At 70.5% G+C, this 22,243-nt stretch carries 17 protein-coding genes; 11 read left to right on the forward strand and 6 right to left on the reverse strand.

Going from position 1 to position 22,243, the window contains the following annotated elements; translation table 11 throughout:
• Position 1: 1 nt before the first annotated feature.
• The gene (locus tag ACIA6B_RS14460) at positions 2–1,756 is read right to left on the reverse strand and encodes a hypothetical protein (RefSeq protein WP_396773479.1); all 1,755 of its coding nucleotides are present in this window, start codon (positions 1,754–1,756) and stop codon (positions 2–4) included.
• A gap of 685 nt (positions 1,757–2,441) precedes the next feature.
• Between ACIA6B_RS14460 and ACIA6B_RS14465 the strand changes: the two genes are divergently transcribed.
• Both ACIA6B_RS14465 and ACIA6B_RS14470 read left to right on the forward strand, forming a co-directional pair.
• Positions 2,442–3,977, forward strand: coding sequence for an FAD-dependent oxidoreductase (locus tag ACIA6B_RS14465; protein ID WP_396773481.1), 1,536 nt, complete (start codon positions 2,442–2,444; stop codon positions 3,975–3,977).
• Positions 3,978–4,106: 129 nt separating this feature from the next.
• Entirely contained in the window at positions 4,107–4,904 is a 798-nt protein-coding gene (locus ACIA6B_RS14470; RefSeq protein ID WP_396773483.1) for a hypothetical protein, read from the forward strand.
• A 332-nt stretch (positions 4,905–5,236) separates the two neighbouring features.
• On the opposite strand, the gene ACIA6B_RS14475 is transcribed toward ACIA6B_RS14470, so the two are convergent.
• Complete coding sequence (locus ACIA6B_RS14475; RefSeq protein WP_396773485.1) at positions 5,237–6,232, reverse strand: DUF1702 family protein; 996 nt, start codon at positions 6,230–6,232, stop codon at positions 5,237–5,239.
• 57 nt (positions 6,233–6,289) lie between these two features.
• Positions 6,290–7,369 (reverse strand): carboxymuconolactone decarboxylase family protein, encoded by a 1,080-nt coding sequence (locus ACIA6B_RS14480; protein ID WP_396773487.1) that lies wholly within the window; start codon positions 7,367–7,369, stop codon positions 6,290–6,292.
• A gap of 311 nt (positions 7,370–7,680) precedes the next feature.
• Here ACIA6B_RS14480 and ACIA6B_RS14485 point away from each other — a divergent pair, with 311 nt between their 5' ends.
• Both ACIA6B_RS14485 and ACIA6B_RS14490 read left to right on the forward strand, forming a co-directional pair.
• Positions 7,681–8,493 carry a TIGR03084 family metal-binding protein gene (locus ACIA6B_RS14485; RefSeq protein WP_396773488.1) on the forward strand — a complete coding sequence of 271 codons (813 nt, stop codon included), beginning with the start codon at positions 7,681–7,683 and terminating at the stop codon, positions 8,491–8,493.
• A gap of 353 nt (positions 8,494–8,846) precedes the next feature.
• A complete protein-coding gene (locus tag ACIA6B_RS14490; protein ID WP_396773490.1) occupies positions 8,847–9,743 on the forward strand; it encodes a helix-turn-helix domain-containing protein in 897 nt (298 codons plus the stop codon).
• A gap of 71 nt (positions 9,744–9,814) precedes the next feature.
• On the opposite strand, the gene ACIA6B_RS14495 is transcribed toward ACIA6B_RS14490, so the two are convergent.
• Entirely contained in the window at positions 9,815–10,264 is a 450-nt protein-coding gene (locus tag ACIA6B_RS14495) for an SCP2 sterol-binding domain-containing protein (RefSeq protein WP_396773491.1), read from the reverse strand.
• Between the two features lie 299 nt (positions 10,265–10,563).
• Here ACIA6B_RS14495 and ACIA6B_RS14500 point away from each other — a divergent pair, with 299 nt between their 5' ends.
• The 7 genes from ACIA6B_RS14500 (at position 10,564) to acs (ending at position 19,765) form a co-directional block, all read left to right on the forward strand.
• Positions 10,564–11,094, forward strand: a complete 531-nt coding sequence (locus ACIA6B_RS14500) for a DUF5987 family protein (protein WP_281942715.1) — start codon at positions 10,564–10,566, stop codon at positions 11,092–11,094.
• Entirely contained in the window at positions 11,091–12,728 is a 1,638-nt protein-coding gene (locus ACIA6B_RS14505; protein ID WP_396773493.1) for an FAD-dependent oxidoreductase, read from the forward strand. Before ACIA6B_RS14500 ends, ACIA6B_RS14505 begins: the two co-directional genes overlap by 4 nt.
• Positions 12,729–12,798: 70 nt before the next feature.
• On the forward strand, positions 12,799–13,887 hold the full coding sequence (locus ACIA6B_RS14510; RefSeq protein ID WP_396773494.1) for a carboxymuconolactone decarboxylase family protein: 1,089 nt from the start codon (positions 12,799–12,801) through the stop codon (positions 13,885–13,887).
• Positions 13,888–14,398: 511 nt separating this feature from the next.
• Positions 14,399–14,836 carry an SgcJ/EcaC family oxidoreductase gene (locus tag ACIA6B_RS14515; protein WP_281942716.1) on the forward strand — a complete coding sequence of 146 codons (438 nt, stop codon included), beginning with the start codon at positions 14,399–14,401 and terminating at the stop codon, positions 14,834–14,836.
• A 192-nt stretch (positions 14,837–15,028) separates the two neighbouring features.
• Positions 15,029–16,369, forward strand: a complete 1,341-nt coding sequence (locus ACIA6B_RS14520; RefSeq protein WP_396773496.1) for an extracellular solute-binding protein — start codon at positions 15,029–15,031, stop codon at positions 16,367–16,369.
• 455 nt (positions 16,370–16,824) lie between these two features.
• Positions 16,825–17,643, forward strand: a complete 819-nt coding sequence (locus ACIA6B_RS14525) for a methyltransferase domain-containing protein (protein ID WP_396773498.1) — start codon at positions 16,825–16,827, stop codon at positions 17,641–17,643.
• Between the two features lie 142 nt (positions 17,644–17,785).
• Positions 17,786–19,765 carry an acetate--CoA ligase gene (gene acs, locus ACIA6B_RS14530; protein ID WP_396773499.1) on the forward strand — a complete coding sequence of 660 codons (1,980 nt, stop codon included), beginning with the start codon at positions 17,786–17,788 and terminating at the stop codon, positions 19,763–19,765.
• Between the two features lie 212 nt (positions 19,766–19,977).
• Here acs and dpgD read toward each other — a convergent pair whose 3' ends face one another.
• A complete protein-coding gene (gene dpgD / locus ACIA6B_RS14535; protein WP_396773501.1) occupies positions 19,978–20,769 on the reverse strand; it encodes an enoyl-CoA-hydratase DpgD in 792 nt (263 codons plus the stop codon).
• Positions 20,766–22,238, reverse strand: coding sequence for an FAD-binding oxidoreductase (locus ACIA6B_RS14540; protein WP_396773503.1), 1,473 nt, complete (start codon positions 22,236–22,238; stop codon positions 20,766–20,768). Before ACIA6B_RS14540 ends, dpgD begins: the two co-directional genes overlap by 4 nt.
• Positions 22,239–22,243: the final 5 nt, after the last annotated feature.

The following is a 22,243-nucleotide window of genomic DNA, read 5'->3' on the forward strand; positions in this document are numbered from 1 at the left end:
GTCAGCGGAGGACCTTGTCGCTGACCACGAAGAGCACGCCGTGCGGGCGGGCCACGCCGACGCTGCCGTGCGGCCAGTCCTGGCGGTTGAAGCTCACGCACGACTGGTGCGTCCGCTCGTCCCGGAACGCCGTGTCCGGGGACAGGACGCCGGCGCGGTCGAGGTTGAACATGCAGATGCGGTGGTCACCGTCGAGGCCGGTCTTGGCGACGAAGTAGTTCGAGGTGGCGACCCGCTCGATGTGGTCGGCCTCCCGGTAGAAGCCGTTGCGGTCCCGGGTGAACATGTCCTGGCTGCCCCAGTGCGGCCCGACGCCGATGTTCGGCGTCACCTTGTCGGCGACCGGCACGACACTGGTCAGGGCGGGACAGTCGGACTCCGCCCCGCCGGCGGCGACCTCCTCGATCGTGTCGATGTTGCACGCCGGGTTGGCGCCGGACGCAAGGAGCTTCTGGATGTCCAGCACGAAGACCATGCCGCTGGTGACGTCGCGCGGCAACCGCGGGTCGGTGCCCATGACCGTGTGGATCAGGAACCGGTCGTCCGGGGTGACCTGCAACCAGCTACCGCCGGCGTTCGACCCGGTGAGCACCCCGGTCGGGTCGAACCTGCGGTACGCCGCCGTGTCGTCGAAGATCTCCCGCCACTTCGGCGAGCGACTGGTGATGTCGGGGGTGTAGAAGATCGAACCACCGGCCATCGTGGAGGCGAAGGCGCCCCGGTGCCGACGCTGGTTGGTGAGCGCGTTCTCCATCACCATGCGGTTCTCGTTGACCGCGATCGAGTCGTCCACGCGCGGCCCGTCCGGCAGGTACGACACCGAGCGCAGCTTCGGATTGTTCCGGTTGGTGATGTCCAGGACCCGGATGCTGGTCCGCAGCAGGAGCGGGTCGGTCTCCACGTCGGAGGGCTCAAGGAAGCTCCTGAGCTCGGCGAAGTCGCTCGCGACAAGCACGTTGAGGTCCTCGCGGACCTGGAGCCCGTGCGGGTTGGCGCACGTCGCCGGCGTGATGCTCGGCCGGTTGTGGCAGACCGCCGGGTCCTCGCCGTTCGGCAGCGCCATCGGGATCTCGGCCAGCGTGCGCCCGTCGGCCGACATCCGGACCACCTGGCCGGGCGAGCCGTTGGCGCCGTTGCCGACGCGGACCTGGCCGTTGGTGTAGCGGCAGGGCCCGGCGATGTCGGGGCCACCGAGATAGGTGGCGTAGGCGGTGCCGTCGCGCAGGGACCAGAACGCGTCCGGCGCGGAGCCGCACGGCGTGTCGACGGGAAGGTTCACACCGGTGAGGCGAAGCACCGGCAGGCTCCGCGAGTCGAACACGTAGGCGGTGTCGCTCAGGATGCTCGCGGCGAAGATCCGCTGGCCCTTGTGCCAGATGTACTGCATGTGGTGCGGCTCGTTCTGACGTTGCGGACTCAACGTCACCGTGTTGACCACCTGCCCGTACGTCCGCGAGCCCTGCGTCGCGTCGATGACGGCGATGAAGTCCTTGGCCGCCGGGTTCGACGCGTCCGCCGCGCCGGCCCAGGCCAGCAGCCACTCACGGGGACCGCCGCGGAACGCCGCCGCGGTGAGGTGGTTGGTGGCGGTGTACGTCCGGTGATCCGAGCCCTGCACGCTCGAGGACACCTGCGTGACGGCGAAGGCCGTGCTGCCGGGCGCCGCGACCAGGCCCGTGCTGGCCACCAGGACCAGCGCCGCCGCGAGGCCGGCGACACGAGGGATGTGCAGTCTCGGCACGTGCTGTCTCCACATGGCTTGCTCCTGTCAGGACAAGTCGGCGGTGAATGGGATCGGGTGGTCACGTGACCGGCCGGAATGCCGGCGATGCGCAGCGGCCGGTCCGGCGTTCGGGCGGGTCAGGGCGAACTGCTCGGGCAGGTGGTGCCGTCGAATGCTCAGGTCGGGGCGTCGAAGGTGGCCTGTCCGACGCCGACATCCGGCGGCGGCGAAACTGGGTGCACGTTCCCGTCCAGGGTGATCGCAGTCCGATGGGACGACATTCGACGGGACGCGCTGCGTCGTCCCGTGCGGCGCATAGAGCGTAGACGATATTATCATCGCCGAAAGTTGAGTCAAGGGAATGACGATTGCCGACAGAACGGGGAGATCAATCGCCCAGGTCGTCAGTCGTCGGCCATTCCGAACTGGCCATTGACCACCAAGCGGTGGCAAAACGTTCGCGGCAGACGCGGATCGCGACCGTCACCGCTGTCGTGCTCGTCGGGCCGGTCGCCGCGGGCCGGACCCAGCACCCGCACCGCACCGCACCAGGCGGTTTGCGTCGCCGCCGGTGAGCCGGGCCGGCCACGCGGCGTCGCCGGGGCGTTCGGCCAGCCGGAGCACCCGGAACGTGGGCCTCGCCGGATTGGCGAACATCCGTAGCCGGACAAGCCAGTCCGAGGTACGCGAATCTGGGCCAGGTCGGAATCGGGCGCGAATGTCCGCCATCGCCATCGCCATCGTCAATGGGAGATGCGCCGACGCGGCGTCGCGGCGCACCCGCTCGAATGTCATTCCGGACGACGCGGTTAACCCGGAAGGCCCCTTTTCCTGGCTGGAATGGTCAGGTAGGGCGACCGCCACCGAATTCGACGGCGAACGCGACACCGGCCACCGGAGCCCCGCCGTGCGTCGCCCACCCGGATACGCGGGCATCGAGCGCGGCGCTTCCGCCTCGGCCCGGTTCGACCTCCGGATCGGGGCGACAGCCGGACGCAGGTCGGGCACGAGCAGAGTTGGTCGGGCCGGTGACCGGCCCGACGATGGAGTGGTGACCTATGACGCCATTGTGGTGGGGGCGCGTTGTGCGGGTGCCACAACGGCGCTCCTGCTCGCCCGAGCGGGACACCGGGTGCTCCTGCTGGAACGTGCCAAATACCCGAGTGACACGCTGTCCACCTTGTACATCCACCAGTCCGGGGTCGAACGGCTCGCCCGCTGGGGCCTGCTCGACCGGATACGGCAGACCGGCTGCCCACCGCTGACCACCGTCAGTTACCGCGTGGCCGACGTCTACCTGCGCGGGCCGGCACCGACGCTACCGGGTGTGGTCGGCGCCTTCGCTCCCCGTCGATATGTCCTCGACCCCATCCTCGCCGAAGCCGCCGCGGAAGCCGGCGTCGAGGTCCGGGAACAGACGCTGGTGACCGGCCTCACCACCGAGGACGGCCGGGTGACCGGCGTCCGGCTGCGCACCGCGAACGGCGCCGAGACGACCGAACGGGCCAACCTGGTCATCGGCGCCGACGGGATGCGCTCCACCGTCGCCAAGTTCGTCGACGCGCCCCTCTACGCCGAACATCCCAACCTCACCTGTGTCTACTTCACCTACTGGTCCGGGATTCCGGCCCACTTCGAGATCTACGAACGCACCGGCGGCTGGGTCGCCGCGGTCGGCACCCACGACGACCTCACCCTGATCGCCTCCTACCTGCCCCAGGAGCAGTTCGCGCAGGTACGGCGCGATCCCAAGGCCGCCTACCTGGCCAACATCCAGGCCACGGCGCCGCCCCTCTGGGAGCGGCTCACCGAGGCGACCATGGCCGAGCGCCTCTACGGAACCGGCGACCAACGCAACTTCTTCCGCCAGGCGCACGGCCCCGGTTGGGCCCTCGTCGGCGACGCCGGCCACCACAAGGACTCCATCAACGCGCACGGCATCACCGACGCGTTCCACCAGTCGGAACTCCTCGCCGCCGAACTCACCAGCGGCGACGACCCGACGGCCACGATCAACGACCCGGTCCGCCAGCAGGCCGCCCTGGCCCGCTTCGCCAGCGCCCGGGACACGCAGATGAAACCGACGTACCACACCAACCTCGTCACCGCCCGCCTCGATCCCGACCCCCACCTGCTCAGCCTCCTGCGCGCCGTCCAGGACTCACCGGAACTCACCGAGCGCTACTTCAGCGTGGTCGCGGGCATCCTCTCGCCGGAGGACCTGTTCACCAGGGATCTGCTCGCCCGGCTGTGAGCCGCGGGCACAGACCCGAGACCGCGGTTGTCCGACCAGAAACCGCAGTCTGTCCGACCAGAATCAGCGCGCCGGCGCCCGACGACGGCCCGTGAGCGGCGCGCGATGACCCGAGCGGATAAGGATGACATGACCCGTTCAGACCTCGACGAACCGGTGCTGCGACGGCTCAGTCCCGGCGACGCCGATCCCATCCTGGTAGCCGACTTCCAGGCGCTGTCCATGGCGCCGCGTCTGAGCGAGATGCTCAGCGAGCGCCTGCCGGGCCGGCCGGTGTTCCAGATCGACCCCATCGGCGCGCTCAGCGGCAAGCGCCTCTACATTCCGCTGCCGGAGCTGGCCGAGGCCTGCGCGGACGAGTTCCTGAAGTCCGGCGCGGACCAGGGCCGGGTGTACGTGATCGGGCACTGCAGCTCCTCGGCGGTGGCCCTGCGCGTCGCGGGCCTGTTGGCGGCCACCCGGCCGGTGACCGCCCTCCTGGTGCAGCCGGGATGGCCCGACGACGAGCTCGTGCGGGAGAAGTTCGACGAGTACCTCGGGAAGTTCGGTCCGGCCACCCGCTCGTGCCCGGATCTGGACGGGGACCCGTCTGCGGTCGTCGGCGCGATGGAGCAGGTCTTCCAGGACGAGGTGACCGCATTGGCGGCCGGCCGGGGGCTCGGCGGCACCATGGGCGCCTTCTCCGACCTGATCGTGTGGTACCGCGGCTGGCTCGCCTTCCTGCTGGCCGGCCGCAACGACACGTCCAGCACGGAAGCCGTCGGTCGGGCGACGGTGACGGCGCTGACCGACTCCCCCTCGACGGTCGAGGTGAAGGGCCTCAGCCGGGACGCCTACCAGGTGGTGGAGCTGCCGACGACCCAGCCGGCCGGTCCGATCAAGCCCGAGCTGACCGAGTTCATCGCGACGCAGGTCGAGCCGCGCTGACCAGCGCCGCCCGGGGCGACCCCGGGTGGGGACCCGCTCGACACCACGACCTGTGCCGGCCACCGGCCGGCACAGGTCGTCGCGTGTCCCGCCCTCCGACGGATTCCGGCCGGTCACCATTTCGACTGCGAGGTCGCCGCGTGGGCCAGCTCCGCCACGGTTTCGCGGAAATCCGTCGGGAGAATGCCACAGCCGCGCTGACATGGAAGGGCCGAACGCGGTCGTCGTCAATTCGATCGACCGCGCCCAGCCCTGCTTCTCAATGGTGCGGTGTCCGATGTCACGGACACATCTTCACCGGTGCGGAGCGCGTTTCCGGCGCCCCGCGCGGCTCAGCGCGCGCCGTGCGCGGTCGACGCCGCGACGGCGGTACGGATCCGTTGACGCCACTGCTCGTACGCGGGTCCGGCGTCGGCGTCCCGTTCGGCCACGGCGACGTCGTCGGCGAGCGCCGCGGCCTTCTCGACGGTGAGCCCGGCCAGCGCGGCGACCGCGGCCTCGGTGTGCGGCGGCACGGTGCCCGAGTAGTGGCGCGCCTTGGCGGCGAACACCGAGCCCTGCGCCACCTCGGTCCACTGCAGCCCGGCCAGTCGTCGTAGCGTCGCCAGGTCGGTTGCCTCGCAGCCGCCGGCGAACGTCGACGCCAGGCCGACTCCGCTCCACAGGTCGGGCTGCCGTTCGGTGGCGAAGCGCCCGACCGCCGTGGCCACGTCGGTGACCCGTCCGTCGTGGATGAACCACAGCGCCCGGCCGATGCCCTGGTCCACGGCGCGGTGGAAGTAGTCCGGACGACCCTGGAACGGATACGACGGCGGCACCCGCTGCTCGTCGACCCACCGCGCGGTCTTGAAGTAGGCCAGGTCGAAGCCGTATCCGTCGACCGCGAGCCAGCTCATCGTCGGGTGGTACGGCGTGCCGTCGAGGTCGGGGACGATCCGCTTCCACAGCGTCCGCGGCAGCTTCGCCATCGCGAAGCCGATGCCGATGTAGGCCAGGAAGATGTGCGGCTGGCCCGGCCCGAGCAGCAGGTCACGGGTGCGGTGCCCGCGTCCCCCGCGCATCGCGTCGAGGACGGTGAACGCCATCGTCGCGCCCTCGTAGGCGAACCCCCGTTGTTCCGCCTCGACGAGGCTGAGCCGCCGCTCCACCTCCCACTGGTCGCGGGCGTCGATCCCCCACTCGAAGCCGCAGATCACCGCTTGCGGGATCGCTTCGAGGCGGCTCGCCGCCGTCGAGGACGCGCCCGGAAACCCGCGGCGTTCGAACGTCACCTCGCGGAGCGGGGGTGTCAACACCAACCGGCGTAGCGATCCAAGCGTGGTCGGCATGCGCCCTCCCATACATCATCATCTCGGTACAGACTTTGGGTGTTCGACACGAAAGAGCTACTCCGGAAGTGCGTTGCTCCCGGCGGTCACCTGCCCCGCGCCCACCTGCCTGGCGGCTGCGTAACTCGCCCACGCGACGACCTCCACCAGCGCGGCGTCGCCCGGCTCCCGGGCCCGGAACTCGGCGATCACGTCCTCGTCGACCTGGTACGACGCGAAGGCGGTCAGCAGCGCGAGCCGACCGGCGGCGCGGTCCGTCCCGGGCAGCTCGACGACCAGCCGCTCGCACCACTCCCGGCTGAGCCCGGGATCCTCGCCCCGCCAGGTCGACAGGCGCTCGCCGACCAGGTGCCGCACGTCCGGGGACAGCGCCCGCGCGCCGACGGCGTCCAGCGCCGCGAAGGAACGCGCCACCGCCGCGGCCACCGCCGGGTGTCCCTCGGCCCAGGCCGCGTCCGCCGGCAGCGGGGCGTCGTGCAGCAGCGCCAGCGCCCGGCCCGACAGGCGGGTCTCGCGCAACAGCGGACTCAGGACCTGACTCAGCCCGTGCTTGAACCGGCGGCGGGCGTTCGGCCCGAACCGGCGAGGGACGAGGAAGCCCGGCAGGAACACGTTCACCACCCGGGTCAGGTAGTGGAACGTGACCGCGACACCGACGAGTTCCGGTCGGTCGGCCGGGGCGAACGGCGGCTGCCGCACGGCCGGCTCGTCCGGCCGGTGCGCGACCCGCGCCCAGCCGGCCACGGCACGCAGTCCCGGGTCCGGGACCTCACCCGCGCGGTCGGCGACGATCGCCTCCGCGGTCTGTTCGCAGGACAGGTCGTACAGCCCGATGCTGTGCATGTCGACGCAGTACGGGCAGGTGTTGGCCACCGACACCGCCGCCGCGACGACCTCCTTGCGGGCGCGGTCGACCCGACCGGTGGCGGTGAGCGTCTCGCGGGTGAGCATCCAGTAGGCGGCCAGCGCCGCCGGCGACGGGGACTGCGCGAGGATCGGCGGAATGACCACCCGCATCTCGTCCGCGGCCTGCGAGTAGACCTCGGCGACAAGGCCGGTGGCGGCCGTGGGCGGCACCGGGCTGATGTACTTGACCTGCCGCTGGAGTACGGAGGAGATGACCCGCCTGGCAACCATGACCGGGTCTCACGAACTCGGTGCGGTGAGGCGCCGCGGCGGGGTCGGGACAGGCGGTTCCGATCGGAAAAGCGGATAGGTGACCATGTCCTCAGCATGGGCGCGCCGTATGCGCCACCACGTCTCCGGAAATGCGCAGCGGTCGAGGAATTGCGCAACCGGGGAGACTCCGCGTTCCGGTGACGGGGACGTCCGCAACGACGGAGATGAATGCCGACCGGGCTCGGGCATGCTGAAATGGACCGCGCCGAGTCCAGGCCCGAAATTATTGGTGACGCCGAGGGCGCGGGCTATCCAGAAAGGACTGTCTGTTGCCCGACCATGAGCAGATCATCTCCGCGCTGGTCGCCGACGGCGACGATGTCGACCGCCTGGTGGCGAACCTGACGCCGGATCAGTGGGCCCTGCCCACCCCCGCCGACGGATGGACGATCAGACACCAGATCGCCCACCTCACGGCCACGTTCCATCTGGCGGGCACCGCCGCGTCCGACCCGGAGGGCTTCGGCAGGATCGCCGCGAAGCTGACGCCGGATTTCGACGCCAACGTGCGGGGCGCCATGCAGCGCTTCCTCGACGACCCGCCCGAGGTGCTGCTGGGGCAGTGGCGTGCCGTGCGGGCCGCCGCCGAGAAGGCGCTCGCCGCCGCGCCGCCGGAACAGCCGGTGCCCTGGCTGGTCCGGCCGCTGCCGCCGGGCGTCCTCGCCGCCGCCGGCATGATGGAGTTGTTCGGGCACGGCCAGGACATCGCCGACGCGCTGGGGGTGCGGCGCACGTACACCGACCGCCTGCGGGTCCTGGTGGCGTTCGCGGTGCGGGTCTGGGACTTCGGTTACCTCGCACGCGACCTGACCCCGCCCGACGTGGAGTTCGGCTTCGACCTCACCGCGCCCTCGGGCGCGCACTGGCGGTTCGGTCCGGACGACGCCGCCCAGCGGATCACCGGCCCCGCGGTCGACTTCTGCCTGCTGGTGACGCGTCGCCGGCACCGCGCCGACCTCGCCGTGACCGCGACCGGGCCGGACGCCGAGGCATGGCTGGACATCGCGCAGGCGTACCGCGGGCCGGCCGGCTCGGGACGCCGGCCGGGCCAGTTCGACCACCTCCCGGCCACCGCCGGCTGATCACCGACGACGTTTCCGTCCGGCCCCGGGACCCGGGGCCGGTCGACCCGTACGGCATTGTCGTATGCCTATACCGAAAGCTCTCGACGACCGCATCCGCGTGTCGATTGTGGGCCATACCGCCGGAAAGCGGTCACGCGGTTACAGGGCACGTGAAAGCAATCCTAAAGATGCGGCCCGGCCGATTGACTCAGAGACTCAGTGGTGGGGCGGCAGGCAGCCGTGGGAGATCGCCACCGAACGGTGGCGGTCTCTTTTCTGAAGCCCCGCGAACCATTTTTGCGCTCATCATGTCGATGCGGCCGTGCAGCACGCTACCCCGGGCGGGATCCCTGGGGAACCGGGGAGGCGACATGGACAAGGCAATCGAGCAGGCGGTCCACCGGGTCATCAGGTTGATGCGGGAGCGCCTCGGCGAGCCGCTCACGATCGACGACCTGGCCCGCACCGCGATGTTCAGCAAGTTCCACTTCTCGCGGATCTTCCAGCGGGCCACCGGCCTGTCCCCGCGGAAGTTCCTCTCGGCGATGCGGCTCCAGGAGGCCAAGCAGCTCCTCGTGTCGACCTCCCTGAACGTCGTCGACATCAGCCACCGGGTCGGCTACAACAGCGTCGGCACGTTCAGCACCCGGTTCACCAGCAGCGTCGGGGTGTCACCGACGACCTACCGGCGGTACGGCGGTCTCGTACCGCGGATCGCCGTCGACGACCGGTCCGACGGGACGCGTAGCCCGTCGGCGACCGTGGGCGGCACCGTCTCCTCCGCTCCGGACATCCCGCTCGGCCACACGTTCATCGGTCTGTTCCCGCAACAGATCCCGCAGGGGCGGCCGGTGAGCTGCACCGTGCTCGAACGACCGGGGCCCTACCTGCTGGACAAGGTGCCGCCGGGTTCCTGGTTCCTCCTGGTGCACGCCCTGCCGCCCGGCGTGGTCAACGAGCCCGCCGCCCGGGGCGTGCGGCCGTACGTGCTACGGCACGGGCCGATCCGGGTCCACGACGACGGCGAGGTCGCCCTGCCCGACCTGGCGCTGCGTCCGCTCCGGCTGCTCGACCCGCCGGTTCTGCTGGCGTTGCAGGACGTCCGGTCGACGGCCCGGCGCATCGTCGAGGCGCGCTCCCGGCAGGGGCACGGATTCGGCCTGTCGACCCCTGGCGAACCCACCACCGACAGGCCGGAACACGGCGGTGTCGGCGCACACCTCGGCCCGGTCACCCGCGCGCCGAGCGACGCCGCCCGCGCCGCCTGACGCCCGACACCGCGACGCCGTCGGCGCCCCGGATCCCACCGGAGGCGCCGACGGCGACGGAGCGTCGGGCGTCAGGGCTTCGGCACGTCGAACAGGGTCGGGAACTTGGCGGTCAGCGCGAGGTCACCGCTGGTCTTCAGCTTGCCGCGCATGACCAGCGCCACCGCGTGCGTGTTTCCGGTGACCAGGTTCAGAAAGTCCACCGCACCGAGCGCCAGGGTCAGCCTGGGTTCCGCGTGGGGCGCCGGCGACAATACGCACGCACCATTCGCGATCACCATTTCATACGTGTCCGTACCGCCGTCGGGCCGGTCGCCGATGACCCAGTGAATCACCGCGTCGAGGGTGCGCGCCCGATCGGCCCGGAACACCCCGGGCATGCTGCTGAACAACTCGTCGAGGACGGCGGTGCGCCGCTCGCTGTGCATCATCTGACGCAACTCGGCGGTCGGGGTCTTCTTGACCAGCCGGGCGAACTCGCGCGGATCCATCGTGGCCGGATCGGCGTCATTTACAGCCATAGGAACCCCTCAATGGGAGACGATGAGCGCACTGGTGCTGCTGCCGATTGTTGTGCAACGGTCATGAATGATCCGACTTCGAGGTTGCGTGACCACGGCTAACACCGGCGACGCAACGCGGGAGATGCATCAGCCCGTTTATCCGCGCCACTATGGGTCCATCGCGAACGGAACCGCCCACTCTGGTCCACGCCCACCGGCCGCCAGAGACTGCGTGCAATCCCGTCCAAACGGCAGCACGACCTACTGGGAGAGACGCCGTGCAACCCGAAACCCTAGACGCCGATCCGGCGCGCACAATGACAATCGAGGCGTTCGCCGACACGATCGTCCCCGGCGAGAAACGTTCGCCCGACGACCGCGCCATCGCCGGCGCCGCCACCGGCGGCGGCGCTGTGGCATCGGGCGCGATCGACCTACTGGAACAGCCCGGCGGTGGCCTGGCGCCCGCCCTGGACTCGCTCGCCATTTCCCTCAACGACCACGCCATCGAGTACGCGCAGAAGCGCGACCTCGTGCTCGACGACGACGTGCCGCCGTTCGTGGCGTTGTCCTTCGCCGACCGCACGGAACTCGTCCAGCTCCTCACCGCCCCGGAGCACCCGGAGCGACAGATGTGGGTGTCCCTCGCGCTGTTCAGCAACATGGCGTTCGACAGCGCCGCGCACCTGGGCACGCTGGACGCGATGGCCGCCGGCCATCCGGGTCTGCTGAGCATCGGCTACTTCCGGCCGGACACCGACGGTGTGTGGCGCTTTCCCCAGTTCTCCTACGGCCGGCAACTGGCCGACATCCATCCGAACACCACCACGACGGGCAGCCCAGCGTGACCGCTATCGAGTCAACCGACGTCCTCGTGATCGGCAGCGGCTTCGGCGGCGCGATCGCGGCCTACCATCTCGCGGCCGGCGGCGCGCGCGTCACCGTTCTGGAGCGCGGCCCCTGGCTCACCGCCGAGGAGTTCGACCACGACTTCCTACTCGGCTCGTCCTACACGCGCATCTTCGACTTCGTGGTCGGCGACGGCATGAGCGTGCTCAGCGGCAACTGCGTCGGCGGCGGCAGCGTCGTCTACTTCGCCACCATGCCGCGGGCGCCCCGGTTCGTCTTCGAACGCCGGGGCAGCATCGGCCGGCGGATGTGGCCGGCCGCCATCAGCCGGGACACGCTTGAGCCGTGGTACGACCGGGTCGCCGAGGCCCTGCCGGTGCGGCTCACCCCCTGGGACCAGGTGCCGTTCGCCGGTGGGCTCTTCGCGGCGGCCTGCGCCCACGCCGGCCGTACCGCGAATCCGGCGCCGTCCGCGATCGACCTCGACCTGTGCACCAACTGCAACTGGATGATGGCCGGGTGCCGGTTCGACGCGAAGCGTTCGCTGCTGTTGAACTACCTCCCCGCCGCGCTCGCGCACGGCGCCGAGATCCGACCCATGCACGAGGTCCAGTACCTGTCCCGCAACGACGACGGCGGCTACCGGGTGCACTACCGGATCGTGGACGACCTCGACTACCGGGTCCTGCACGACGAGGGCGCCATCGACGCGAAGATCGTCGTGCTGGCCGCCGGCGCGGGCGCCACGCCGGTCATCCTCCAGCGCTCCGAGCCGCGACTGGGCCCGATGCCGCACGCGGTGGGCCGCTACTTCTCCGGCAACGGCGAGCGACTCAACACCGCCGTCTTCGACGAGGACCGGGTGCGCGAGGTGCTCGGCCTCAGCCGGGACGGCGGCCAGGCCTACGCCGCCTACCAGATCGGCCGGGGGCCCACCGTCGCGAGCTGGGACCAGCTCGACGGCAGCCTCCCGGAGTACGAACGCTTCTCCCTCGAACAGCTCTACTTCCCGCCGGGGCTCGGCACGATCCTGGCCCAGGCGCCGGACGCGACCGGCCCGACCTGGTTCGGCGTGGAGAAGAAGGAGATGATGCAGCGCTGGCAGTCGTGGCTCACCATCTTCACCATGTCCGAGGACGACAACGAGGGTGTCTTCGGGCCGCCGCCCGAGACCGGCAACTCGCACCGGCTCTCGCAGCAGATGCTCGGCAACGGGCCGCTCCGCTACCACCCGACCGCCAACACCTGGCGGGGCTGGTCGCTGTCCGACGCCGCGGTCAAGGACACCCTGGAACGCGACGGGCTCGCCCGCGTCATGCCCTGGACGAACGATCTGGTGGGTGCGTACACCGTGCACCCGCTGGCCTCCTGCCGGATCGGCGACGACCCGGCGACCTCCGCCCTGGACGACGGTCACCAACTGCGCAACCATCCGGGGATCTTCGTCACCGACGGCTCCGCCGTGCCCGGCGCGCTGACGGTGAATCCGGCGATGACCATCGCGGCCCTGGCCGAGCGGGCCATGCCCGGCATCGTCCGGGCCGCGCAGGAGCGCGGTGTTTCGGTACGCTACGGTGCGCCGTCGCCCGAGGGCGAGACCGCCAGCCGGCGGGCGGTCCCCCGCGCCGCGTAGCTGAGAGGGTGCCGGCGCACCGTGCGCCGGCACCTTGCCGCGACCCATACCACGTGGAAAGAAGTCCGTTGTGGTAACGCTCTTCGCCCGGGCCACCCGGCGGGTGTCGGTGACGCACATCCGCCACGTCGCCCCGGTTTCACTCCGCGCCGCGACCGGCCTGACCGCCCGGGTGTACCGGCAGATGGAAGCCGACTTCGGCATGGTCGCGCCACCGGTGATGCTGCACGCCGCCGCACCCGACACGCTCGCCGCCTGCTGGTCGATCCTGCGTGAGACGATGCTCGCCCCGGGTCTGGTCGACCGGTCCGTCAAGGAGGCGGTGGCCGCCGCGGTGTCGCTGGCCAACGAGTGCCCGTACTGCGTCGAGGTCCACGGTGCCGCCCTGGCCGGGCTGCTCCGTGGACCCGACGCGTGGGCCGTCGCCGGGGACCGGTTCGACGACCTCGGCGACCCGCACGTACGGGAGTTGGCGCGCTGGGCCCGGGCCAGCGGGAACCCGTCGGCGCAGGCACGGCATCCGGCGCCGTTCCCACCCGGGCAGGCGCCGGAGCTGATCGGCGTCGCGGTCACGTTCCACTACATCAACCGGATGGTGAACGTCTTCCTGCAGGACTCCCCGATGCCGCCGGCTCCCGCCCCGGTGCTGCGGGTGGTCCGGCGGGTCACCGCCCGGCTCATGCGGGGCATGGCGAGCCGGCGCTCCGACCCCGGTCGGTCCGCCGACCTCCTGCCCGACGCGCCGCTCCCGGCCGACCTCGCCTGGGCCGCCGGGCCCACACACATCGCCGGCGCGGTGGCCCGGGTCGCCGCCGCGATCGACGCCGGTGGGGCGCGGAGCGTGCCGGAGCGGGTCCGCCGGTTCGTGTCGGCTCAGCTGGCCAGCCGGACACCCGAGCCCGCCGGGCTCGGCGGTGACGCGCCGTGGAAGTCGGCGGTGGCCGAACTCCCGGAGCGCGACCGGCCCGCCGCGCGGCTGGCGATGCTGGTCGCGCTCGCCTCCTACCGGGTCACCGACGCGGTCATCGAGGACTTCCGCGCGCAGGGCCACGACGACCGGGCGATCATCGAGCTGACCTCCTGGGCGAGCTTCGCGGCAGCCCGGCAGATCGGCGCCGAACTGCACCGCGACCTCGCCTCCGGCCCGAGCCCGCGGTGACCCGCCGGGCGGCCGGTCCCCCGTCACCGGCCGGTCCCGGCCCGGTGCGGGGCCCCGGCCCGCGGCCCTGATCGCACCATCACGCCGGGTCGCCGCCGGTGGTCGGCCCCGGCCTCGCACGCGCCGCTCCCGGCCCGCGAGGCCCCGGTGGTCCCGGTCGACGCCGGGCAGCCGGACCGTGGCCGGAATGCGGCGCGACGGAACACCCGGACCCGGGCGGGTCCGCCGGTGCGGACATTCGCCGTCACTGCCGTTCGATCAGGAACGCGCCGCCATCTCGACGGTCGGCGCAGAAGTCGCATTGCCATCCGCTCCCGACGCGATTCGGATCGCCCGGTCCGTGCCGATGACCAGCGCCATCGGGCGCGGCAACACCGAAGATGCAGCGATGTGGTCGCGGTGCGATTGTCGTTACGTCGGCAGCCGCCCTCCGCGCCCGAATACGCCGACGCCCATCCCTCACGCCACGGCCGAAACGGGCCGCCACCGGCCTCATGGAAGCGAGAACCGCATGACGACGAATTCCGCACCGACCGGCGCCAAGACCGCGGACCAGGACGCGGACCAGGCCGAAATCGCCGCCCTCCCCGCCCGCATGATCAAGACGTGGGCGGCGCATGACGCCGACGGTTTCGCCGATCTGTTCGTCGAGGACGGCACGCTCATCCTGCCCGGCGTGTACAAGAAGGGCCGCGCGGAGATCCTGGAGTTCATGGCGGCCGGTTTCGCGGGCCCCTACAAGGGCACCCGGGTGACCGGTCAGCCCATCGACATGAAGCCGCTCGGCCCCGGCGCGGTCGCCCTGATCAGTCAGGGCGGCGTCATTCCGGCCGGCGAGACGGAACTCCCGGACACGGCCGCGATCCGCGCCTCGTGGATTGTCGTGAAGCGCGACGGCCAGTGGCGTCTCGCCGTCTACCAGAACTGCCCGCGCAACCGTCCGGAGTAGCACGACCGAGCCCGGGTGTCGCGGCTGCCGGCGCGGTACGTCCCTCGGCCGACCGCTGCCGTCCGGCGCCCCGCCCGGGCTCCCCGCAAAGTCGAAGTTGCGGCCCGTGCCACGCCGCTGGGACGCTGACCCGAGCCAACTTCTCGTCACCATAGAAATTGACCCACAACGATAATGACGGAGGGTTGACATATGGCCACGAAGACCGGTATCAGCGTGTGGTTGAGCGATCCCGCCAGTTACCGGATGGCGGATCAGCCGGACATCGCGGTGGCCGCTGCCCGCGAGTTCAACGAGAAGCACCCGGAATATCTGGTCGAAATCAAGCCCCACGACTTCTACACGATGCCCGAGGCCGTGACCCGGGCCGTGGAGGAGGGTAATCCGCCCGATGTCGCGGAATTCCACTTCACGCTGACGCGGACCATGATGGACACCCTCAAGAGTGACGGCACGCCGTTGTTCACGTCCATCGACAAGGCCATCGCGGGGCGGACCGAGATCCTCGGCGAACCGGTCATGTTCGACGACATGCTGCCCACGGCGCGGGAGTTCTTCCGCTACGCCGGCGAGCTGGTCTCCGTGCCCCGGACGGCGTCCACCCTGGTGCTCTACGCCAACATGAGCATCCTCAACCGCGCCGGCGTGACCAAGCCCCCGCGCACCTGGCGCGAGGTGGAGGCCGCGTGCGAGGCGGTGGCGAAACTCCCGGACGGGCCCTCGCACGGCATCGCCTGGCCGAACTGCTACTGGTTCTTCCTCCAGTCCGTCGCCCAGCAGGGCGGTCTGATCGCCGACCACGACAACGGCCGCTCGGCGCGGCCGGAGAAGGTGAACCTCGCCTCGGACGAGATGATGGCCTACGTCGAGTGGTGGCGACGCCTCCACCGGAACGGCCACTATCTGTACACCGGGACGGCAGGTGACTTCCTCGGTTGCTTCAAGGCGTTCGAGAACCAGGAGATCGCGCTGCTCATCACGTCGTCCGTCGACGCCACCCACCTGATCCAGCGAGGTGAGCGGCACGGGTTCACGGTCGCGGCCGGCCGCATGCCGTACAACGACGAGGTCCCGTTCGCGGGCAACAGCCTCGGCGGGTTCTCGCTCTTCCTCGCCTCGGGTCTCAGCAAGGAGAAGCAGGACGGCGCGCTGGCCTTCATGCAGTACCTGAACAGCCCGCGCTACGTCGCGGAATGGGCCAAGCTGCACTGGCGCATCCCCATCACCAAGCCGGCGCTCGACGCCCTCGCCGCCGAGGACTGGTTCGCCCGCAACCCCAACCTGCTACCGGCCAGTGAGCAGGCGGCGGAGACGGACGGCTCGCCGGCGTCGCTCGGGCCCCTCATGGGCGACCACGCCGCGATCGTCGCCAAGCTGGTCTCCGCGATGCAGGACGTCCTGGTCGACGACGCCGACCCGGCCGTCGCGTTCGCCAAGGCGAACGAGGAGGCTCAGCAGATTCTCGAGGCCTACCACGCGTACGTCGACGGGCCGCCGCGCCGGACCCCGCGCGACTACACCGTCAGCATCTGATTTCGCGCCAGCGTCGTAGCCGCCGGACAGCATCGCAGACACGTCGCCACCGTCCAGAAGTCTGGACGGTGGCGACGGTGCTTTCACCGATCGACCGGTTACCGGAGCCGGCCGGCCGGTGACCGCGCTGTCACCCGGCCACCGGCCGCGCCGCTCGACAATTCCCGCACGGTCGGAGATGCCCGCCGGCGATGTTGCGGCTGGACTGAGATAGCACGTCGAAACCGTGAAAGGAGCTTCCACAATGACGACGTCGCCGGGGAGCCTCTCCGCCTGGGCGCGACCGACAGTCGCACCGCCCTGAGTGACCCCGGGGACACGGACACCACAGTGGATGGTGCCCGGCCGGCCCCTGACGCGTCGGTGTGCCGAGCGGGGCACGTCGACATCCGAGCAACGCAACCACACCCACCCGGCCGCGCCGCGGCCTCGACCAACGAGGGAAGTCAGCATCGATGATTCTCGAGGACCAGTACTTTCTTGGCTACCGGAGCGCGGAGCACGATCGCCTGCGGGCACAGGCGGAGGACTTCCGGTCCGAGGCGGCATGGTTGTTCGACCAGGTCGGTCCGCTCGACGGTAAGCACGTCGTGGAACTCGGCGTGGGACCCCGTGGCTGCCTGGACGAGTTGGCCCGACGGGTGGGACCGACCGGGTCCGTCATCGGCGTCGAGCGCGACGCGGAGTCGGTCGAGCTCGCACGCAAGTTCGTGGTGGACCGCACGCTGGACAACGTCGAGGTGCGGCACGGCGACGCCCGTGCGACGGGACTCCCCGGCGACAGCTTCGACCTCGTCACCGAGCGACTGATCCTGCACAACGTGCCTCGGCCCGAGGAGATCGTCACCGAGGCGGTACGGCTCGCCCGACCGGGCGGCTGGGTCGCGTTCCACGAGGGCGACCGGGTGGGGCAGGTGTGCGACCCGCCCGCCGAGTCGTGGACCCGGCTCATGGAGGTCTCCCAGCGGTACGCCGACCTCAACAAGATCAATCTGTTCGTGGGCAGGCGGATGCCCAACCTGCTCCGCCAGGCCGGCCTCGTCGACGTTCAGGTGCGGCCCGTCGTCTACATCGACCACGAGCCCGGACACGAGCGGCGGATGGTCCTCGCCGACTTCGCCGAGAACCTGCGGGACCGGCTCATCGCGAGTGAGCTCATCACCAGGGAAGAGTTCGACGAGCTGCACACGGCGTTGAGCAGTCACCTCGCCGATCCCGGCACCAGCGTGATCTCGCACCTGTACGTGCAGGCCTGGGGCCGCAAGCCCGAGTGACCGCGTCCTGGTCCAGCGGAAGCCGGCCCGCCCCGGCCCCGCTGGACCATCCCGCGCGTCCCCCGCACGGTGGAAGATGACCACCGGCGATGTTGCGGCTGGACTGGGGTGGCGCGCCGATGCCCCGAGAGGAGCTGCCACCATGACCACGCCGCTGGAGAATCTCTCCACCGAGACGCGAACCTTCGCCCCACCACCTGACCTGGCCGCCCGAGCCAACGTCACGGCGGACACCTACGACGACGCCGCCGCCGACCCGCCGGCGTTCTGGGCCCGGCAGGCGGAGCGGCTCACCTGGGCGCGGGAATGGGAGCAGGTCCTCGACTGGAGCAACCCGCCGTTCGCCAAGTGGTTCGTCGGCGGTGCGCTCAACATCGCCTACAACTGCGTGGACCGGCACGTCGAGGCGGGCCGGGGCGACAAGGTCGCCATCCACTGGGTGGGCGAGCCCGGCGACACCCGAACGATCACCTACGCGGACCTGCTCAAGAGCGTCAGCCAGGCGGCGAACACGCTGACCGAACTCGGTGTGACGGCCGGCGACCGGGTCGCCATCTACCTGCCGATGATCCCGGAGGCCGTGGTCGCGATGCTGGCCTGCGCCCGCGTCGGCGCCCCCCACAGCGTCGTCTTCGGGGGCTACTCGGTGGACGCGCTGGCCACCCGGATCGAGGACGCGGGCGCGAAGGTGGTCATCACCGCGGACGGTGGTTACCGGCGTGGGGAGCCGTCGGCGCTCAAGCCCATCGTCGACGACGCCGTGGCCCGGTGCGCCAGCGTCGAGCACGTGCTCGTCGTCCGCCGGACCGGGGAGGACGTCACCTGGGGCGAGAAGGACCTGTGGTGGCACGAGACGGTCGAGCAGGCCGACGACAGGCACGAGCCGCAGGCGTTCGACTCCGAGCACCCGCTGTTCATCCTCTACACCTCGGGCACCACCGGTAAGCCGAAGGGCATCCTGCACACCAGCGGTGGTTACCTGACCCAGGTCTCGTACACCCACTGGGCCGTCTTCGACCTCAAGGCCGACACCGACGTGCACTGGTGCGCCGCCGACATCGGCTGGATCACCGGCCACTCGCACATGGTCTACGGTCCACTGTCGAACGGCGCCACCGAGGTCATGTACGAGGGCACCCCGGACACCCCGCACCCGGGCCGGTTCTGGGAGATCGTCGACCGGTACAAGGTCAGCGTCCTCTACACCGCGCCCACCCTGATCCGCACCATGATGAAGTGGGGCAGCGATATCCCGGCCAAGTACGACCTGTCGTCGCTGCGCATCCTCGGCAGCGTCGGCGAGCCGATCAACCCCGAGGCGTGGATGTGGTACCGCGAGCACATCGGGCACGACCGGATTCCCATTGTGGACACGTGGTGGCAGACCGAGACCGGCGGGATGATGATTTCGCCGCTGCCCGGCGTGACCGCCACGAAACCCGGCTCGGCGATGGGTCCGCTGCCGGGCATCTCCGCCGACGTGGTCAACGACGACGCCGAGTCGGTGCCGAACGGTGGGGGCGGCTTCCTGGTGCTCCGCAAGCCGTGGCCGGCGATGCTGCGGACGATCTGGGGCGACGACAAACGCTTCGTCGACACCTACTGGTCCCAGTTCGGCGCCGGCGCCAACGCCGGTGACGAGTGGGTCTACTTCGCCGGTGACGGCGCGAAGCGCGACGAGGACGGCGCCCTGTGGCTGCTCGGCCGGGTCGACGACATCATGGTCATCTCCGGCCACAACATCTCCACCACCGAGGTCGAATCCGCGCTGGTGTCGCACCCGGCGGTCGCGGAGGCGGCCGTGGTGGGCGCGGCCGATCCCACCACCGGCCAGGCCATCGCCGCCTTCGTCATCGCCCGCAGCACCGTGGAGACCGCCGGCGGGAGTGGTGACCAGCTCAAGGCCGACCTGCGCAACCATGTCGCCAGGACGCTCAGCCCGATCGCGAAGCCCCGTTCGATCATCTTCGTGGGCGAGCTGCCCAAGACCCGTTCCGGCAAGATCATGCGACGCCTGCTGAAGGACGTCGCCGAGAATCGCACCCTGGGCGATGTCAGCACGCTGATGGACTCGACGGTCATGGACATGATCCGGGCGGGGTCCGGAACCGCCGAGGACTGAGCCGGAAGCCCCGTACCACGCGCCGTCGAGGCGCTCCGCGCCACCGGCGCCGGCGGTATCGCCGGCGCCGGTGTGCCGCGTGGACCTCGGCCGGCCGGGAGCGCGGCGGAAGCCGCAAGGCGCCGGCCGCCGGAACCGGAACGATCTCCGTCCCGTCCAGGATCCTGGACGGGACGGAGATCGCGGACCGGGCGGGAGTCCGGTCCGAACGCTCAGCGCCCCCGCCAGACCGGGTCCCGCCGCTCGGTGAAGGCGAGCGGGCCCTCGGTCGCGTCGGCACTGTGCATGCGCTGCTCCTCCCAGGCGTAGCGGGTGGCGAAGGCGTCGGGGAGGCTCCGGGTCGCGGCGGTGGCCGCGGCCTCCTTGATCGCCCGCACCGACAGCGGGGCACAGCGCAGGATGTCCTCGACCCAGCTCGCCACGCTCGCGTCGAGTTCGGCGGCCGGCACCACCTCGTTGACCAGTCCGAGCTGGTAGGCGCGGGCGGCGTCGAACCGGCGACCGGTGATCAGGTGCCCGACCGCGACCCGGTAGGGCACCTGCCGGGTCAGCCGGAAGACTCCGCCCGCCCCGGGGATCAGACCGAACCTGGCCTCGGTGAGCCCGAAGACCGACCGGTCCGAGGCGATGATGACGTCACAGGCCAGGGCCAGCTCGCAACCACCGCCGAGGGCGTACCCGTCGACCCGGGCGATCAGCGGTTTGGCGAGGCCGAACCGCTCGGTCAGCCGGGGCCAGCCCGGCTTGCCCCGGCTGCCGAAGGTGGACGGGGTGGCCCGGCCCTGCTCGGTCAGGGCCACCAGTTCCTTGAGGTCCTGACCGACCGAGAAGGCGCGCTCACCCGCTCCGGTGAGCACGCCGACCCAGATGTCGTCATCGGCTTCGAAATCGTCCCAGATCTCGGCGAGTTCCTCATGTGTCCGCAGGTCCATGGCGTTCAACACATGTGGCCGGTCCAGGGTGACGTAGGCGACCCGATCCTGTTTCCGGTACCGAACGGTCACCTCGGCACAATCGACAGAGCGTGGTGGAACACGTTCCGCGGGTCGTACCGCTTCTTGATCTGCTGGAGACGCGGGTAGTTGGACTTGTAGTAGAGCTCCGCCCACGACGTCCCGGACGTGTTCCAGGCCGGATCGGCGAGATCGGCGTCGATGTAGTTGATGTAGCTGCCGCCGTTGATCGCGTTCGGCACCGGCACCCCGCCCGTCTCCGAGAAGACGTCCCGGTAGAACTCGCGAATCCACTTGATGTTCTTCGCGTCGTCGGCGGGCGAGGTCCACCGGCCACCGGTGAAGTACACCCGCAGGACGCAGTCGCGGTCCGCCGTCGCGGTCGCGTCCGAGGCCACCGCGTTGATTCTGCCGCCGTACCCGGACATGGTGAGCGCGGCGCCCGCGTTCGTCGGCTCCGGGTCGGTCAGCCGACGGTAGATGGTCGCGAGCTGGCTGTCCGAGAATCCCTTGCGCAGATTGGCGGCCTTGTCCTTGGAACGCGAATCCGGCTCGCTCTGCCAGTTCCGGTCGTCCAGGTACGGCGCGAACTCGGTGGTGTCCGACGCGGGCTGCACGCCCACCCCGGACATGACCGCCTCGACGTGTGCGTCGACGAGGGCCTGCGCATTCGGCACCCCGCTGTCGACACCCACGATGAAACCGACCGGCCCGGCCGACTTGTGGAAGGTGAAGAACCCACCCCACAGATTCGCGTTCGGCGAGTCGGGGGCGCTGTTCTGCTCGTACCAGTTGGTGTAGTTCCGGAAGAACTTCAGGAACGAGGTGCGGTCCAACTGGTCCCAGGACATCACGACCGCTCGCCGGATCATGGTCGCGGGCGCCCGGGGCAGCAGGTCGGCGGGATCGGTGGAATCCGTGCCCGGACGTCGCATCCAGTAGCGCGTCACGACGCCGAAGTTGCCGCCCCCGCCACCGGTGTGCGCCCACCACAGGTCCCGGTTGGGGTCTCCCTCGTCACGCGTCGCGACGACGATCCGGGGCTTGCCCGACTTGTCGACGGTCACGACCTCCACGGCGTACAGGTAGTCGGCCGCGAGACCGTACCGGCGCGACAGGAAGCCGTAGCCGCCGCCGGCGATGTGGCCGCCGACGCCCACGCCCGGGCAGATTCCGCCCGGGATGGTGACGGCCCACCCCTTGACCAGGGTGTCGTACACCTTGCCGAGCGTCGCGCCGCTCTCGATGGCGAACGCCCGCCGCTTGGGGTCGTAGTAGATATCCGACATCTGCGAGAGGTCGATCAGTTCCTGAATGTCAGGAGAAGAGGTGAGATTCTCGAAGGAATGGCCGCCGCTGCGAACCGCGAATCGCTTGTTCGCGGCGACCGCAGCGCCGACGACCTCGGCGACCTGCTTCGCGTTGTAGACCAGGTGCACATTCTGCGGGCTGCCCTCGAAACGCCTGTTCCAGGGCGTGATGAGGCTCGGATAACGCGGGTCGTTGGTCCCGACCACCACCGCGT

This window comes from Micromonospora sp. NPDC051141 (genome assembly GCF_044455765.1).
Lineage (GTDB): Bacteria > Actinomycetota > Actinomycetes > Mycobacteriales > Micromonosporaceae > Micromonospora.

Coding starts and splice junctions, on each gene's coding strand:
- ACIA6B_RS14460 (WP_396773479.1), bottom strand. CDS start 1,756: ATGTGGAGACAGCACGTGCCGAGACTGCACATCCCTCGTGTCGCCGGC.
- ACIA6B_RS14465 (WP_396773481.1), top strand. CDS start 2,442: ATGTCCGCCATCGCCATCGCCATCGTCAATGGGAGATGCGCCGACGCG.
- ACIA6B_RS14470 (WP_396773483.1), top strand. CDS start 4,107: ATGACCCGTTCAGACCTCGACGAACCGGTGCTGCGACGGCTCAGTCCC.
- ACIA6B_RS14475 (WP_396773485.1), bottom strand. CDS start 6,232: ATGCCGACCACGCTTGGATCGCTACGCCGGTTGGTGTTGACACCCCCG.
- ACIA6B_RS14480 (WP_396773487.1), bottom strand. CDS start 7,369: ATGGTTGCCAGGCGGGTCATCTCCTCCGTACTCCAGCGGCAGGTCAAG.
- ACIA6B_RS14490 (WP_396773490.1), top strand. CDS start 8,847: ATGGACAAGGCAATCGAGCAGGCGGTCCACCGGGTCATCAGGTTGATG.
- ACIA6B_RS14495 (WP_396773491.1), bottom strand. CDS start 10,264: ATGGCTGTAAATGACGCCGATCCGGCCACGATGGATCCGCGCGAGTTC.
- ACIA6B_RS14500 (WP_281942715.1), top strand. CDS start 10,564: ATGACAATCGAGGCGTTCGCCGACACGATCGTCCCCGGCGAGAAACGT.
- ACIA6B_RS14515 (WP_281942716.1), top strand. CDS start 14,399: ATGACGACGAATTCCGCACCGACCGGCGCCAAGACCGCGGACCAGGAC.
- ACIA6B_RS14520 (WP_396773496.1), top strand. CDS start 15,029: ATGGCCACGAAGACCGGTATCAGCGTGTGGTTGAGCGATCCCGCCAGT.
- ACIA6B_RS14525 (WP_396773498.1), top strand. CDS start 16,825: ATGATTCTCGAGGACCAGTACTTTCTTGGCTACCGGAGCGCGGAGCAC.
- acs (WP_396773499.1), top strand. CDS start 17,786: ATGACCACGCCGCTGGAGAATCTCTCCACCGAGACGCGAACCTTCGCC.